This is a genomic window from Halomonas sp. YLGW01, assembly GCF_014840935.1.
Classification (GTDB): domain Bacteria; phylum Pseudomonadota; class Gammaproteobacteria; order Pseudomonadales; family Halomonadaceae; genus Onishia.
In genome coordinates, this window is record NZ_CP062005.1 from 1,245,597 (window position 1) to 1,260,292 (window position 14,696).

The window sequence follows — 14,696 nt, forward strand, 5'->3', positions numbered from 1 at the left end:
AGCATGAACGAAGAACACGGCCTTGAGCCCTGGCACGACTGGGCGATGGACACCCAGGCCATCCGCGCCGGCCATGCGCGTACCGCGGAACAGGAGCACGGCGAGCCGATCTTCCCGACCTCGAGCTTCGTCTACGAAAGCGCCGCCGAGGCGGCGCGCAAGTTTGGCGGTGAGGAGCCGGGCAATATCTATTCCCGCTTCACCAACCCCACGGTACGCACCTTCGAGAAGCGCCTGGCGGCCATGGAGGGTGGCGAGCGCTGCGTGGCCACCAGCTCCGGCATGGGTGCGATCATGACCACGGCGCTGGGCCTCCTGGAGGCCGGCGACGAGATCGTCGCGTCGCGCTCGCTGTTCGGCTCCACGGTCAGCCTGTTCGACAAGTATCTCGCCAAGTTCGGCATCGTCACCCACTACGTGGAGCTGTCGAACCTCGAGGCGTGGGAAGCCGCGATCACGTCGCGTACCAAGCTGTTGTTCGCCGAAACGCCGTCGAACCCGCTGTCCGAGGTGGTGGATATCGCGGCCCTCGCCGAGATCGCCCATCGCCATGACGCCTTGCTTGCCATCGACAACTGCTTCCTGACGCCGGCTCTGCAGCGCCCGCTCGCGCTGGGCGCCGATCTGGTGATCCATTCGGCCACCAAGTACCTCGACGGTCAGGGGCGTGCACTGGGCGGCGCGGTGGTCGGCCGGGACGAGGAACTCGAGGCTCTCTTCGGGGTGGTGCGGACCTGCGGCCCCTGCATGAGCCCCTTCAATGCCTGGGTGTTCCTCAAGGGGTTGGAGACGCTGAGCCTGCGCATGCGCGCCCACTGCGAGAATGCGTTGGCGCTGGCGCGCTTCCTGGAGGCACACCCGGCGGTTACCCGCGTGCATTACAGCGGGCTCGAGACGCATCCCCAGCATGAGCTGGCGTCCCAGCAGCAGCGCGGCTTCGGCGGCGTGCTGGGCTTCGAGGTGGCGGGCGGTCGCGAGGCGGCCTGGTCGGTCATCGATGCCACCCGCATCCTGTCGATCACCGGCAACCTGGGCGACGTCAAGTCGACCATCGGTCATCCGGCCACCACCACCCATGGTCGTCTCTCGCCGGAGCAGAAGGACGCCGCAGGCATCGGCGAAGGGCTGGTGCGCGTCTCGGTGGGTCTCGAGGATATCGAGGACATCAAGGGCGATCTGGCGCGAGGACTCGATGCCTTGGTGCGCTGAGATGCCATGACCGTTCCCATCGACAACGCCCCGCTTGCGGGGCGTTGTCGTGTCTGGGGAAAAGATGATCCCCATCCGTGCTGAACGTCACGATGGCGTCAGTCACTAGCAGGCAGTGTTGCTGAGCTGGGCGGATGGCGACACAGGCGTAATCCAGGCGTTCACCATCCAGACGTTCATCATTTCATCATCGAGACAGCCATCATCACTGCAAGCGGTTCGCGAGTCGGTCGTAACCGTTGGTGAAACATGCATGAAACGTTCATTTTTATGCGCTGTTTCATACCCGCCCGATGGGTATGATCAATCACTTATACGAAATGGATTCATGGCGTAGATGCACTATCCACTAGGGCTATCATTATCAGTGCCAGGAGGGCCGATGGATGTGGCGTAATACTCGAAAGGGCTGGGGCATCGTCAGTATCGTATTTCATTGGACGAGCGCGGTGGCGATCATCGGGCTCTTCGTCCTGGGCTGGTGGATGACCGGTCTTGGCTACTACGACAGCTGGTACAACCTGGCCCCCTGGTGGCATCGTTCGGTCGGCATCCTGTTGTTTGCCGCCACCCTGTTGCGACTGGTCTGGCGCGTCCTGGGAGCGACGCCGGCCTTGCCCGGTCAGCGCCTGGAACGGCTTGCCGCCGAGCTCGGCCACCTGGGGCTCTACGTCCTGCTGGTGGTGGTGCTGGTCAGCGGCTATCTGATCTCCACCGCCGACGGGCGCGGCATCAGCGTCTTCGATTGGTTCGAGGTGCCGGCACTGATCAGTGACCTGCCCAACCAGGCGACCTTGGCCGGCACCGTGCATTGGTATGCCGCCCTCGGGTTGATCGGGCTCGCCGCGGTTCACATGCTGGCGGCCCTCAAGCATCACTTCATCGACCGTCAGGATACCCTGACGCGCATGATGACTCCCCGTCTCTTGCGAAAGCCCTAATGGCGTGATCGGCGCACTGTCGCGCTCGCCATCCTTAGTCGGGGCTCACCATCATGAGGCCGCCCCGAGTGTTCATCGAAGAAGGAGCAAGATGATGTTGAAGAAGACCGCATTGGCCGCCCTGACCGCGGCCGCCCTGGTGCCCATGAGTCAGGCGCAGGCTGCCGACTACCTGATCGATACCGAGGGGCAGCACGCCTTCGTGCAGTTCAAGATCAGTCACCTGGGCTTTTCCTACATTCTCGGCTCCTTCGAGGAGTTCAGCGGCGAGTTCAGCTACGACTCGGAGAACCTGGCGGCGGCGTCCGTCTCCATGGAGGTGGAGATCGATAGCCTGAACACCAATCATGCCGAGCGTGATAAGCATATTCTCAGCGAAGACTTCCTCGACGCCGGCGAATATCCGATGGCCAGTTTCACCTCTACCGGCTTCGAGTCCACCGGCGAAGGCGAGGGCGTGCTGACCGGCGACCTGACCCTGCACGGCCAGACGCAGCAAATCGAGATGGCCGTCGAGCACGTCGGCGGCGGTGAGGATCCCTGGGGCAACTACCGCCAGGGCTTCGAGGGCACCACGAGCCTGACTCTCGCCGACTTCGATATCGACATGAGCGGTATGCCGGAGCCCATGCAATCGCTCGAGCTCTATGTCACCTTCGAGGGCATTCGTCAGTAACACCCGTCTTCTACAGGCGATCTTTGAGGCACTGCCGGGCGACCGGGGGTGCCTTTTTCGTCTATGCACTCCATTGGGGTGCCAACGATGACGAGCGGGGGTGAGGTTGTTGCGGGGCGGGAAAGAGAAACCGGCCAACAGGGTTGGCCGGTGCGCGAGTTCCCTTCGCTGTCTGCCGACGAATCAGGTGTGCACTCCTTGCGCTGATGCGATCAGAGGTCGGCGGGGGCGGACGGTATCAGAAGACCTCGTTGAGCACCGCATCGGGGAAGTGGCGACGCAGCATTCGGTTCTGGAAGCCGTCCACGAAACGGCTGTTGATGATGATGATGAAGCGTTCGAAGGAGCGGGACGAGTCGTGCTGAGTCATGGCATCGACGCTGTGGAAGAGACGGTCGTCGTGCAGATGCAGCACCTCCCCCGGTGCGGTGACATGCGCGAGCAACGGCCGCTGGCCGGTCTTGTCCGCATAGAGGTGGTTGGTGGCACCCTCGACGTTGTCGCGGTTGATGACCAGGATGCTTAGGCACTTGCAGCCGTCGGCATGGATGCCCTGTCCCTGCAGGGGGTCGATCATGCCCTTGCCGCGACTGCCGGTGATCTGCATGAGTATCGGCTCCCGCGGCTCGATCCCCCACAGCTCGGCCCAGGCCCTGACGAAGGCCTGTACGTCCGGGCGCGCCATGAAGCCTTCTTCCAGGTCGGGATAGTAACGCAGCTTGTCGGCCATGCTTTCGGCGTCGTTGAAGGCGCCGCCCTGGGCCATGGGGCATTGGCCCATCACCGCCACGTCTCCCTGGTCGGTGACATTCAGCCACGACATGCGCTTCCAGCGGCGGTTCACGTAGGGGTCACGAGCGAGCGTCGGCAGGAAGCCGGCCCAGGCCCCGAGATCGATGCGCGACGAGATATCGGCCAGGCTCCAGCCCTGGCGAGACAGCTCCCGAGGAACGCGGGGCTCCCAGTAGGTCGGGGTGGTGGGCTGGGCGATGGTCGACAGGTCGTAACCGTGCTTCAGGCTTTCGTTTTTCATGATCTCATCCTCTTGAGAGAGCGCCGCCGGGGGTGGCGGCTTGGAAAGTTGCTATAACAGCAACTTCTCAAGAGTTGAGAGACTTCCTCAGAATTGCCAATGGAACGTGGAATGAAGGCCTACTTGTGAATGACTGATTCCCGGTCCTTCGGCTACGCTTGAGGCTGGGTGGCGAATAAGCTTTCGGCATGAAAAGCGCTAGTAGAGGCTAAGCATGTATCATGGAAGTCGTCCCGCCTTTTTCGCAGGAGTAGTGGTCCCACGATGTAGCGGGTGCCTCATGATGACCCGGGAGATGTCTTCTTGCCTGTTGCCTTTCGGAACCTCGCGAAAGCCTCCCAGCGGCTAGCCCGCTGGCGACATGCCTCGACCCTGATCGTATCGGGCCTGGCCGGTGTGGCGCTCCTGCTGTGCCTTACCCTGGAGGAGCCGCACTGGCTTCAGATCGGCGCGATCGCGTTGTTGTGTCTGGCGTTGTATGCCTGCCTGCGGCGCCTGTGGCTGGTCGATGCGGCCGCCGCCTCGGGGGCGGGTGCCCTCGAGCGCGTCCAGCGGCATTACTCCGAGAGTGAGCAGCGCTTTCGGGCGTTGCTTGAAAGCCTGCCCAAGGTGGCGGTGCAGGGCTATGATCGCGATCGTCGGGTCATCTACTGGAATTCGGCCAGCACCGAGCTGTACGGGTATCAGGCCCACGAGGCGCAAGGCGAGCTGCTCGAAGACCTGATCATTCCGCCCGAGATGCGCACTGGCGTGATCGAGGCACATCGCGCCTGGGTGCAGGAAGGGGTCGAGATTCCCGCCTCGGAGCTCGAGCTCAAGCGCAAGGGGGGAGAGACGGTGGCGGTCTTTTCCCACCACGTCATGCTCGGCGAGCACACCGCCGAGCCGCTGATGTTCTGCGTCGATGTCGATCTGTCGGTTCAAAAGCAGGCGCGTCGTGATCTGGACTTCATTACCCGCTTCGACGCCTTGACCATGCTCCCCAACCGGCCGACTTACGAGTCGCAGCTCGACGAGGGCCTGCGCCATGCTCGTCGCATGGGCGAGATGGTGGCCGTGGCCTTCGTCGATATTTCAGGCTTCGCCGAAATCAACGATGCCGAGGGCTATGAGCAGGGCGATAGGCTGCTGGTGGAAGTCGCGCATCGGTTGCGGGGCTGTCAGCGAGGCTCGGACCTGCTGGCCCGCTTCGGAGCCGATGAATTCGTGATGGCGTTTCCGCATCTTCGCTCCGAGAGCGATGCCCTGACCTTGGTCGATAAGCTGCTCTCGGCCTTCCACGAGCCCTTCGATATGGGCCTGGGGCAGGTGCACATCAACCTGAAGATTGGGGTCAGTCTCTATCCGGACAATGGCCAGAATGCCCGGGAGCTGATTCAGAATGCCGATGTGGCCAAGAACCGGGCCAAGCTCGCCTCCCACCAGGCCTACTGGTTCTTCGATCAAGGCCTGCACGATGAACTGATCCACGAGTACCGCATGGCCGAGCGGCTGCAGCGCGCCCTGCGTGACGGGGAGCTTTGCCTGCATTACCAGCCACAGGTGGCAGCCAGCAGCGGTCGGGTGGAGAACCTCGAGGCGCTGATTCGCTGGTTCCCGAGCGAAGGCGGCAGTGTCTCCCCCGGCGAGTTCATTCCGGTGGCGGAGCGCTCCAATCTGATCCATCGCATCGGCGAATGGGTGATCCGCGAGGCCTGCCGCCAGCAGGCCGAATGGAAGGCCGAGGGCCTCGGGGATTGTCGTATCGATATCAACCTGTCCGGCAAGCAGGTGATCCAGCATGATGTCTTCGCCATTCTCGAGGCCTGCATGAAGGAGTTTGGCCTCACGGTGCGGGATATCGGCATCGAGCTCACCGAGAATGTGCTGATCAAGGCCGATCAGCGTGTGCTGCATACGCTGCGCCGCCTCTATCACCAGGGCATGAAGATCGCCATCGACGATTTCGGCACCGGCTATTCGTCCCTGAGCTACCTGAAGCAATTCCCGATCACGGCACTGAAGATCGACCGCAGCTTCGTGCGGGATGCCCCGGACGAGCCCAGCGATCGGGCGATCATGGCGGCAATGGTCTTCATCGGCCACCAGCTGGGCCTCGAGGTGGTCGCCGAGGGGGTCGAGACCGAGGAGCAGCTCGAGCTGATCCGCGAGTTCGGCTGCGACTTGGTGCAGGGCTATTACTACTTCAGGCCGATGGGCGCCGAGGATATCGGGCGCCTGCAAGGCTCCCTGATGGCCCTGCGCGGACAGCTTCCTCACCGCTGATCGAAAGGTGGATCCGAGCCTGCGCGACGGCAACGGGGCGCGTACAATATCGCCCCTTTAGCACCGTCCTCTGGAGGCAATGTGCCGGTATCGGATGCCATGAACGAATCTCTGGGGCGCCGGCTATGGCGCCAGACCTGGCCGATGGCCATCGGCGTGATGGCCCTACTAGGCTTTCAGCTCGTCGATAGTGCCTTCATCGCTCGCCTGGGCACGGCCCCCCTCGCGGCCCAGACGTTTACCTTCCCGCTGTCCTTTCTGATCATTGGTGTCCAGGTCGGCATGGGGATTGCCATCGCCGCTCAGCTGTCCCGGGTGTTGGGGGCGGGAGAGGACGCACGCGCCAGGCGCCTGGGCAGCCTGGTGCTGGGCGTGGCCAGCGCCGTCATCGCCGCCCTGGCCCTGCTGCTGTGGGCCTGGCAGGCGACGCTTTTCCCCCTGCTCGGGGCAGAGCCGGGCAGCCTGGGCCTGATTCGTGCCTACTGGGGACCTCAGCTGCTCTCTGCCTGGCTGGGGGCGCTGGTGTATTTCGGCTATAGCCTGTTCCGTGCCCATGGCGATACCCGCTTGCCGGGCAAGCTGATGGTGGTCACCAGTCTGATCAATTTGGTGCTCGATCCGCTGTTGATCTTCGGGGTCGGTGACTGGCAAGGGTTGGGCCTGCCCGGTGCTGCCTGGGCCACGGTGTTGGCCTTCAGCGCGGGGCTGGCCTTGCTGTCGGGGCGGCTGGTCCGCCGGGACTGGTTGGCCCGCCGGGGGCTCTGGTCGGAGGCGCGACGCTCGGCGGCCGGCTTCGCCGGGATCGCTGCCCCGGCCATGGTCAGCCAGCTGATGCCGCCATTGGCGGCGATGCTCTCCACCCGCATCGTGGCGACCCTCGGGGAGACCAGCGTCGCGGCCTGGGGGCTCGCCAGTCGCCTGGAGACGGTATCGCTGATGCTGGTGCTGGCGCTGACCATGTCCCTGCCGCCCTGGCTGGGCCGCTGCCATGGCGCCGGCGATGGCGATACCATTCGTCGCCTGATGCGCCTGGCGGCTCGGGTGATCATCGGCTGGCAGCTGGCGCTGGGCATTGTGCTGGCCGTGGCCGCCCCCTGGCTGGCGCTCCTGCTGTCGGGCAACCCTGAAGTCCGCGATGAACTGGCGCTGCTGATTCGCTTCCTGCTGCCGAGCTATGCCTTGCTTGGCCTGTGCATGGTGGTGGTATCGGCCGGCAATGCGCTGGGCTGGCCGCTGGGCGCGATGCTGATGTCGGGGGTTCGCCTGTTCGTCTGCTATCTGCCCTGCCTGTGGCTGGGCAGCCAGCTCGCCGGGATGACGGGGCTCGCCTTGGGGGCGGCGGTCGGCAATGGTCTGGCCGGCGCGCTCGCCTGGGGGCTGTATCGTCGCCGACGCCCGGCGCTCGCTTATCCGAAGAGATAACACCTGTCTTTGGTCGATATTTAGATTTTAACGCTAGCTTTTGGCCATGTTTTTGGTTCTTGCTGTTGTTTAATTCTTTATATTCAGAATATTTCTCTTAACCGTCTCCCTTATACTCATGGCTTACCGTCGGCGCCGCCGGCGGCCGAGCATTCCAGGACAGCAACAAGAAGGGGAGAAGCAATGAAGGTCGTCGTACTCGGCAGCGGAGTGGTGGGCGTGACCAGCGCGTATTACCTGGCGCGTCAGGGCCACGAGGTCACGGTCATCGACCGTCAGGACGCCCCGGCCATGGAGACCAGCTACGGCAATGCCGGTCAGGTCTCGTTCGGCTTCTCCTCCCCCTGGGCGGCCCCCGGGATTCCCCAGAAAGCCATGAAGTGGATGTTCCAGGAGCATGCGCCGCTCAAGATTCAGCCCAAGCCGGACCCCACCATGGCGCGCTTCATGATGCAGATGTTCAACAACTGCACCGCCGAGCGCTATGCGATCAACAAGGAGCGCATGGTGCGTGTCGCCGAGTACAGCCGGGGCTGCATCAATGCACTGCGTGAGGACACCGGGATCCGCTACGAGGATCGCCAGCAGGGTCTGATGCAGCTGTTCCGTTACGACAGCCAGGTCGAGGCGGTAGCCAAGGACATGAAGGTGCTGGAGCAGTGCGGCGTGCGCCACCGGCTGCTCGACGCCGAGCAGATCAAGGACGTCGAGCCGGCGCTGGCCCGGGTGTCGGGCAAATTCGTGGGCGGTCTTCACCTGCCCGACGACCAGACCGGCGACTGCCATCTCTTCACCAACCGCCTGGCCGACTACTGCCGCGAGAAGCTCGGCGTTTCGTTCCGCTTCGGGGTGACCATCGAGCGCCTGAAGCGCAGTGCCGGGCGCATCGAATCGGTGGTGACCAGCGAGGGCGAGATCAGCGCCGATGCCTATGTGGTGTGCATGGGCAGCTTCTCCAAGTTCCTGGTCAAGGACCTGGATATCCGCCTGCCGATCTACCCGGTCAAGGGTTACAGCCTGACCGTGCCGGTCATCGACGATGGCGGCGCGCCGCAGTCCACGGTGATGGACGAGAGCTACAAGGTGGCGATCTCGCGCTTCGATGATCGTATCCGGGTGGGCGGCACCGCGGAGCTCGCCTCCTATGACATGAGCCTGCTCGAGAAGCGTCGCGCCACCATCAGCATGGTGGTGAAGGATGTGTTCCCGGAGGGCGGCGATGTCGAGCGGGCCGAATTCTGGACCGGCCTGCGTCCGATGACCCCGGATTCCACGCCGATCATCGGTGCCACCAAGTACGATAACCTGTGGCTGAACACCGGCCATGGCACCCTGGGCTGGACCATGAGCTGTGGCAGCGCCCATTTGCTGGCCGATCTGATGGATGGCCGCAAGCCGGAGATCGACCCGAAGGATCTGGACGTGTCCCGCTACGCGAGCTGAGCGAGCCCGAGCCCGCGATCGACGCCCCTTCTGCCACCGGTAGGAGGGGCGTCTGTGTTTAGATGCAATGTAAGTGACTGATCAAAAAGACGTTTAAGCATACTCCTGAGGACTGTTGGCAATCGGCAACAGAGCCTCGCGGAAGACGCGGCGCAGGGAGCCTACCGATGTCGCGCCAGTCTTATTCAACTTTCTAATATTGATGGCTTTTCAGTTTTTTGGCGCCCTTTTCGCCTCCGTGCGGGTGAGGCATCGGCAGGATCGCCAAGCCACGGCCCAGGGAAGGGCCACGGCAAGTATCGGTGTGTCCGCCGGTGATGCCGCGGCTGAGGTCAAGGGCAGCCTGGGTGGCGAAGCCGCCGGTCAGGCCGATGTCGCTAGCCAGACCGAGACCAGCGGCAGCGTGTCCATCAACTAAACCTGGAAAGCCAGGCGCAGCATGACGCCGGCCGCGCGGTTCGGCGTGAGATAGTACAAGGGGCGAGGGCCGTGATGGCACTCGCCCCTTGCTGTGTGCGTTGGTTGCATGTCGTTGCACCGTGGTGGCCAGGCTGCAACGCAAGGCGCCCGGCAAAAGCCGGGCGCCAAGGGGTATCGTCTTCCCGGAGACTCAGTTGACCGCAGCAAAGGCCTTGGCCAGGTAGGGCAGGTTCTCGTCGGAGAAGCCGGCCACGTTGGCGCGGCCGGAGCGCACCATGTAGATGCCGAACTCGTCACGCAGGCGGTCGACCTGCTCCGGGCTGAGGCCGGTGTAGGAGAACATGCCGCGCTGCTCGCCGACACAGGCGAACTTGTCGGCCAGGTCATAGGGCTTCAGGGCCTCGACGAAGTCGCGACGCAGGCCGTTGATGCGATCGCGCATCTCCGTCAGTTCCTCGCGCCACACCGCAGCGAGCTCCGCCGATTCGAGGATCTCGGTGACGATGGCACCCCCGTGGGCGGGCGGGTTGGAGTAGTTCTCGCGGGCCACGATGGCGACCTGCGAACGCACGTTCTCCATCTGTTCCTGGTTCTTGGCGATCACCACCAGGGCGCCGGTGCGCTCACGATAAATACCGAAGTTCTTGGAGCAGGAGCTGGTGATCAGCACCTCATCCAGGCTTTCGGCCAGCAGGCGTGCGCCATAGGCGTCTTCCTCGAGGCCTTCGCCGAAACCTTGATAGGCGAAGTCGATCAGCGGCAGCAGCTCGCGCTCCTGGACCACCTCCAGCACTTGTTGCCACTGCGCGCGGGACAGGTCGAAGCCGGACGGGTTGTGACAGCAGGCGTGCAGTACCACCACGTCGCCAACCGGAATCTCCTTCAGCGCCGCCAGCATACCCGGGAAGTCCAGGCGGTTATCGGCATCGACGTAGGGGTACTTGCCAAGCTTCAGCCCGGCGGCCTGGAAGATGCCCAGGTGGTTCGGCCAGGTGGGGTCGCTGACCCAGATGCCACGGCCGGGCAGCTGGGTGTGGATGAAGTCCGCGGCCAGGCGCAGGGCCCCGGTGCCGCCGGGCGACTGGGTCGCGCTAGCGCGGTTGGCCGCCAGTACCGGCGATTCCTCGCCCAGCAGCATGGGCAGGATCACCTTGCCGTAGCGCGGATCACCGTGAGAGCCGATGTAGCTCTTGGTGGTCTCGTTCTTCAGCAGCAGGGCCTCGGCCTCCTTGACGGCCCGCATCACCGGGGTCGTGCCGGCGGCATCCCGGTAGACCCCGACCCCCAGGTCGACCTTCTGGGGGTTAGTGTCATTGTTGAAGGCTTCGATCAACCCGAGGATCGCGTCCCCGGGCACCCGCTGAATCTGCTCGAACATTTTAGGCTGCAACCTCGTCGGTTCTGGCGGCTAGGATGAAATCGTTCTTGTGCAGGCCCTTCATTTCATGTGACCACCAGGTCACGGTGACCTTGCCCCATTCGGTGAGAAGCGCGGGATGATGACCGGCTTCCTCGGCAATCTCACCGACCCGGTTGGTGAAGGCGAGGGCCTGCTTGAAATTGCGGAACTTGAAGACACGTTCCAGTTGCATGATGCCATCGCGCTCGATGATCTGCCACTCGGGAATCTGCTGGCCAAGTGCCTCGATCTCGCTCTCGGTGACGTGGGGGGCGTCCCAGCTGCAGGCTTCGCACTGCTGTTCGGAAAGATCGCTCATGGGAATATCCTCGATGGTTGGGTGATCATGATGGACTGTGACGGGGTGTCTGTGTGGCAAGCCTTCAGGCGCCAACGGCCTGCGGCTTGGGCGGAAACTTGGGTGCATGCAGGCCCAGTGTCATGGCGCGATGCACCAGCGCCATGATGTCCTGCCGGGACAGGTCATGCAGGGCCTCGAGATCGTCAAGCACGTAATAGAGCGGTTGCAGGATATCGATGCGATAGGGCGTGCGTAGCGCCTCCAGGGCATCGAAGGCGTGATGTTCGGGTGCGTCGGACAGGGCGTGAACCGTCTCCTTGGGCGAGGAGATGATGCCGCCGCCGTAGATGCGCCGGCCCTGTGGGGTATCCACCAGACCGAACTCCACGGTCATCCAGTAGAGTCTCGCCAGGTAGACCCGCTCCTTGGGGCTGGCGGCCAGGCCAAGCTTGCCGTAGGTCGCCGTGAAGTCGGCGAAGGCGGGATTGGTCAGCATCGGGCAGTGGCCGAAGATCTCGTGGAAGATATCCGGTTCCTGGAGGTAGTCGAGTTCCTCCGGGGTGCGAATGAAGGTGGCAACCGGGAAGCGGCGATGAGCGAGCAGCTCGAAGAAGGTGTCGAAGGGAATCAGCGCCGGTACCTGGGCGGTCTGCCAGCCAGTGGTGGCCTCTAGCACCCGATCGACCTCGGCGAGCTGGGGAATGCGGGTCTCGGGCAGGGCGAGGCGCTCCATGCCGTCGAGGTACTCCTGGCACACACGCCCCTCGAGGATCGGCAGCTGGCGCTGCATCAGGGTCTGCCAGGTGGCGTGTTCCTGATCACTGTAAGCGATGTGGCCGTTGGCATCGGGCTGTCGCGCCTGATACTTGCTCGGCTTTGCGGCGATCGGTTGGGTCTGCGTGGCCATGCGGCAGTCTCCGGTTGGCGGTCTCTTGTTATTGGTTGTCGCATCGAGCGTCGCGAGGGGCACCGCGGTGTCTTGCACTCGAAGTGTGATCTCAGTCTATGAGAGCCATGGCCGGGGAGAAGTCACCTAGGCCACGTATGGACGCCGGAGCAGGGCAGAAAGCGTCACGAAAAGTTGACGATTGCTCGCCTCAGGCGGCGCGACATCATGTTTTCCATTGGTTTCTGGCCTTGAGACGACCCTTGCGTCACGTTAACTTGACAGTCGAGTCACGCCGTCTTGACGCCTGTGATGTCGGATGGTGCCGTGTCGTGCCTCAGGCTTCACCGAGACGTCTGACAGAAGCTTGGTAGCGGGACCCGTTGCCGAGGCTCTTTTGCGAGGCTTTTACCGAGTCTCTTTGCTTGGACTCACTACCGGGATTCTCTACCAGGACTCTCTACCAGAACTCTTCATCGAGAGATCGCCATGCGCCTGAAATTTCACTGTCAGAACCGGATCGGCATCCTGCGGGACATCGTCTCTCACTTCGCCGATTACGGCGTCAATGTGGCCCATGGTGAGGTGGGGGGCGATCACGGCAACACCATCTACCTGCACCTGCCGCAGCTGCTCAATGCCCAGCTGGCTTCGCTCAGGCCGACGCTCGAGACCATCCCCGGAGTCTTCGGCGTCAAGCGTGTCAGCCTGATGCCCAGCGAACGGCGTCACCTGGAGCTGGATGCGCTGCTGTCCTCGTTATCCGAGCCGGTGATGTCGATCGACATGGAGGGCCGCGTGGTGGCCGCCAACCGGGCCGCCGGCCAGATGCTGGGCGTTCGGGTCGACGAGGTGCCGGGGCTGTCGCTGGATCGCTATCTGCCGGATCTCGACTTGCCGGATCTGATTCGGCGCAACAATGCCCGGGTCAATGGCCTGCGGCTCAAGCTCAAGGGCGCCACCTACCTGGCCGATATCGCCCCGCTGCACCGGGAACAGCACGACGACGTGGCGTCGCTGGCCGGGGCGGTGGTGACCCTGCACCGGGCCGATCGCATCGGGGAACGCATCTATCAGGTCCAGCGCCAGGAGTTGCGCGGTTTCGAGGCGATCTTCCAGTCGAGTCCGCGGCTCGCGACCCTGATCCGCGAGGCACGACGCATGGCACCGCTGGATGCGCCCCTGCTGATCGAGGGCGAGACCGGCACCGGCAAGGAGCTGCTGGCCCGGGCCTGCCACCTGGCCAGCGCCCGCGGCCAGGCCCCGTTCATGGCGCTGAACTGTGCGGGGCTGCCCGAGTCGATGGCCGAGACCGAGCTCTTCGGCTATGCCTCGGGCGCCTTCGAGGGCGCTCGCCCGGAGGGCAAGCTGGGGCTCTTGGAGCTGACGGCCGGTGGGACCATCTTCCTGGATGAGGTCGGCGAGATGAGCCCGCGGTTGCAGGTCAAGCTGCTGCGCTTCCTGCAAGACGGCGGTTTTCGCCGGGTCGGCAGCGACGAGGAGACCTATCTCGATGTGCGGGTGATCTGCGCCACCCAGCAGGATCTGCCCGCCCTGTGTGCCGCCGGCCTGTTCCGCCAGGACCTGTACCATCGCCTCAACGTGCTCTCGGTCAAGGTGCCGCCGCTGCGAGACTGCCTCGATGGCATCGAGGAGCTGGCGGCGCACTTTCTCGACCGCGCCGCGCGCCAGATTGGCTGCCCGCTGCCGGTGCTCTCGCCGGCGGCGCAGGCAAGGCTTGCGAGCTATCACTGGCCCGGCAACGTGCGCCAGCTCGAGAACGTGCTCTTCCAGGCGGTCTCGCTGTGTGAGGGCGGTACCATCACGCCGGCCCACCTGCGCCTGCCCGACGTGGGCCAGGCCCCGGGACTCGCCGGCGTCGATCTGGAGGGCTCGCTCGGTGAGATCATGGGCGACGTCGAGAAGCGCGTGCTCGCCGCGCTGTATCCGCAGCACCCCTCGAGCCGTCAGCTGGCGCGCCGGCTGGGGGTGTCCCATACCACCATCGCCAACAAGCTGAAGCGCTACGGCCTCGGCGACGAGGCCGAGTAAATGGCGAGCCAGCTGCCCCTTGGCCTGAAGCTCGGCTTTACCGCCTGGGTGCTGATATGGGCGCCGAGCTATTGGGTGCTGCTGGGGCCGGACAACTTCCTGTGGCTGTGCGATCTGGCCAGCCTGCTGCTGTGGCTGGGGCTGCTCATTGAGAGCCGCCGACTGGTGTCGATGCAGCTGCTGGCGGTGACGCTGGTGGGGGCGCTGTGGACGCTGGATGTGGCGGTCGCCGCGCTGATCGGGATGCACCCGATCGGCGGCACCGAGTACATGTTCGACTCCGCCTCCCCGGCTCTGGTACGGGGGCTCTCCCTCTTTCACCTGTGGCTGCCCGTCGTGGCTGGCTACGCGGTCTGGCGCCTGGGCTATGACCATCGGGCCATCTACTGGCAGACAGGCCTGACCTGGCTGGTGATACCGCTGAGCTATTGGCTCACCGCTCCCGAGCACAACATCAACTGGGTACAGGGGCCCTTCGGGCAGTCACAGACGAGCCTTGAACCCTGCTGGTATCTCGTGGCTCTGATGCTCGCCTGGCCGCTGGTTCTCTATCTGCCGATACACCTGCTGATGCTCGCCATCATGCGCTGGCGCAGTCACCACCGGGGCGCTTGACCCGGATGGCATGGCGCCATGTGGGCGTGGTTCA

General features: G+C 64.0%; 12 protein-coding genes. 8 read left to right on the forward strand and 4 right to left on the reverse strand.

Annotation, left to right across the window (positions count from 1 at the left end; all coding sequences use genetic code 11):
- Positions 1 to 3: 3 nt before the first annotated feature.
- The 3 genes from IEJ03_RS05820 (at position 4) to IEJ03_RS05830 (ending at position 2,826) form a co-directional block, all read left to right on the forward strand.
- Complete coding sequence (locus IEJ03_RS05820; protein ID WP_192036728.1) at positions 4 to 1,209, forward strand: O-succinylhomoserine sulfhydrylase; 1,206 nt, start codon at positions 4 to 6, stop codon at positions 1,207 to 1,209.
- A gap of 386 nt (positions 1,210 to 1,595) precedes the next feature.
- Entirely contained in the window at positions 1,596 to 2,150 is a 555-nt protein-coding gene (locus tag IEJ03_RS05825; protein ID WP_192036729.1) for a cytochrome b, read from the forward strand.
- Between the two features lie 94 nt (positions 2,151 to 2,244).
- The gene (locus tag IEJ03_RS05830) at positions 2,245 to 2,826 is read left to right on the forward strand and encodes a YceI family protein (RefSeq protein ID WP_192036730.1); all 582 of its coding nucleotides are present in this window, start codon (positions 2,245 to 2,247) and stop codon (positions 2,824 to 2,826) included.
- A 238-nt stretch (positions 2,827 to 3,064) separates the two neighbouring features.
- Here IEJ03_RS05830 and IEJ03_RS05835 read toward each other — a convergent pair whose 3' ends face one another.
- Positions 3,065 to 3,859 carry a 2OG-Fe dioxygenase family protein gene (locus IEJ03_RS05835; RefSeq protein WP_192036731.1) on the reverse strand — a complete coding sequence of 265 codons (795 nt, stop codon included), beginning with the start codon at positions 3,857 to 3,859 and terminating at the stop codon, positions 3,065 to 3,067.
- 303 nt (positions 3,860 to 4,162) lie between these two features.
- Here IEJ03_RS05835 and IEJ03_RS05840 point away from each other — a divergent pair, with 303 nt between their 5' ends.
- The 3 genes from IEJ03_RS05840 (at position 4,163) to IEJ03_RS05850 (ending at position 8,989) form a co-directional block, all read left to right on the forward strand.
- Positions 4,163 to 6,124: an EAL domain-containing protein gene (locus IEJ03_RS05840; RefSeq protein WP_277950345.1), complete on the forward strand. Its 1,962-nt coding sequence runs from the start codon at positions 4,163 to 4,165 to the stop codon at positions 6,122 to 6,124.
- 99 nt (positions 6,125 to 6,223) lie between these two features.
- The gene (locus IEJ03_RS05845) at positions 6,224 to 7,546 is read left to right on the forward strand and encodes an MATE family efflux transporter (protein ID WP_192036732.1); all 1,323 of its coding nucleotides are present in this window, start codon (positions 6,224 to 6,226) and stop codon (positions 7,544 to 7,546) included.
- A 183-nt stretch (positions 7,547 to 7,729) separates the two neighbouring features.
- Positions 7,730 to 8,989: a D-amino acid dehydrogenase gene (locus tag IEJ03_RS05850; RefSeq protein WP_192036733.1), complete on the forward strand. Its 1,260-nt coding sequence runs from the start codon at positions 7,730 to 7,732 to the stop codon at positions 8,987 to 8,989.
- Positions 8,990 to 9,599: 610 nt separating this feature from the next.
- On the opposite strand, the gene IEJ03_RS05855 is transcribed toward IEJ03_RS05850, so the two are convergent.
- The 3 genes from IEJ03_RS05855 to phhA form a co-directional block, all read right to left on the reverse strand.
- Positions 9,600 to 10,787 carry an amino acid aminotransferase gene (locus tag IEJ03_RS05855; RefSeq protein ID WP_192036734.1) on the reverse strand — a complete coding sequence of 396 codons (1,188 nt, stop codon included), beginning with the start codon at positions 10,785 to 10,787 and terminating at the stop codon, positions 9,600 to 9,602.
- Between the two features lies 1 nt (position 10,788).
- Positions 10,789 to 11,127: a 4a-hydroxytetrahydrobiopterin dehydratase gene (locus IEJ03_RS05860; protein WP_192036735.1), complete on the reverse strand. Its 339-nt coding sequence runs from the start codon at positions 11,125 to 11,127 to the stop codon at positions 10,789 to 10,791.
- A 64-nt stretch (positions 11,128 to 11,191) separates the two neighbouring features.
- Positions 11,192 to 12,094, reverse strand: coding sequence for a phenylalanine 4-monooxygenase (gene phhA, locus IEJ03_RS05865; protein WP_347400999.1), 903 nt, complete (start codon positions 12,092 to 12,094; stop codon positions 11,192 to 11,194).
- 390 nt (positions 12,095 to 12,484) lie between these two features.
- On the opposite strand from phhA, the gene IEJ03_RS05870 reads away from it, so the two are divergent.
- Both IEJ03_RS05870 and IEJ03_RS05875 read left to right on the forward strand, forming a co-directional pair.
- Positions 12,485 to 14,047: a sigma-54-dependent transcriptional regulator gene (locus IEJ03_RS05870; RefSeq protein WP_192036737.1), complete on the forward strand. Its 1,563-nt coding sequence runs from the start codon at positions 12,485 to 12,487 to the stop codon at positions 14,045 to 14,047.
- Positions 14,048 to 14,662: a hypothetical protein gene (locus tag IEJ03_RS05875; RefSeq protein ID WP_192036738.1), complete on the forward strand. Its 615-nt coding sequence runs from the start codon at positions 14,048 to 14,050 to the stop codon at positions 14,660 to 14,662.
- Positions 14,663 to 14,696: the final 34 nt, after the last annotated feature.

What these genes read in the sequence shown, in the direction of transcription:
- IEJ03_RS05835 (WP_192036731.1), bottom strand. Translation starts at nt 3,859, where the DNA reads ATGAAAAACGAAAGCCTGAAGCACGGTTACGACCTGTCGACCATCGCC.
- IEJ03_RS05850 (WP_192036733.1), top strand. Translation starts at nt 7,730, where the DNA reads ATGAAGGTCGTCGTACTCGGCAGCGGAGTGGTGGGCGTGACCAGCGCG.
- IEJ03_RS05825 (WP_192036729.1), top strand. Translation starts at nt 1,596, where the DNA reads ATGTGGCGTAATACTCGAAAGGGCTGGGGCATCGTCAGTATCGTATTT.
- IEJ03_RS05855 (WP_192036734.1), bottom strand. Translation starts at nt 10,787, where the DNA reads ATGTTCGAGCAGATTCAGCGGGTGCCCGGGGACGCGATCCTCGGGTTG.
- IEJ03_RS05870 (WP_192036737.1), top strand. Translation starts at nt 12,485, where the DNA reads ATGCGCCTGAAATTTCACTGTCAGAACCGGATCGGCATCCTGCGGGAC.
- IEJ03_RS05845 (WP_192036732.1), top strand. Translation starts at nt 6,224, where the DNA reads ATGAACGAATCTCTGGGGCGCCGGCTATGGCGCCAGACCTGGCCGATG.
- IEJ03_RS05830 (WP_192036730.1), top strand. Translation starts at nt 2,245, where the DNA reads ATGTTGAAGAAGACCGCATTGGCCGCCCTGACCGCGGCCGCCCTGGTG.
- IEJ03_RS05875 (WP_192036738.1), top strand. Translation starts at nt 14,048, where the DNA reads ATGGCGAGCCAGCTGCCCCTTGGCCTGAAGCTCGGCTTTACCGCCTGG.
- IEJ03_RS05820 (WP_192036728.1), top strand. Translation starts at nt 4, where the DNA reads ATGAACGAAGAACACGGCCTTGAGCCCTGGCACGACTGGGCGATGGAC.
- IEJ03_RS05860 (WP_192036735.1), bottom strand. Translation starts at nt 11,127, where the DNA reads ATGAGCGATCTTTCCGAACAGCAGTGCGAAGCCTGCAGCTGGGACGCC.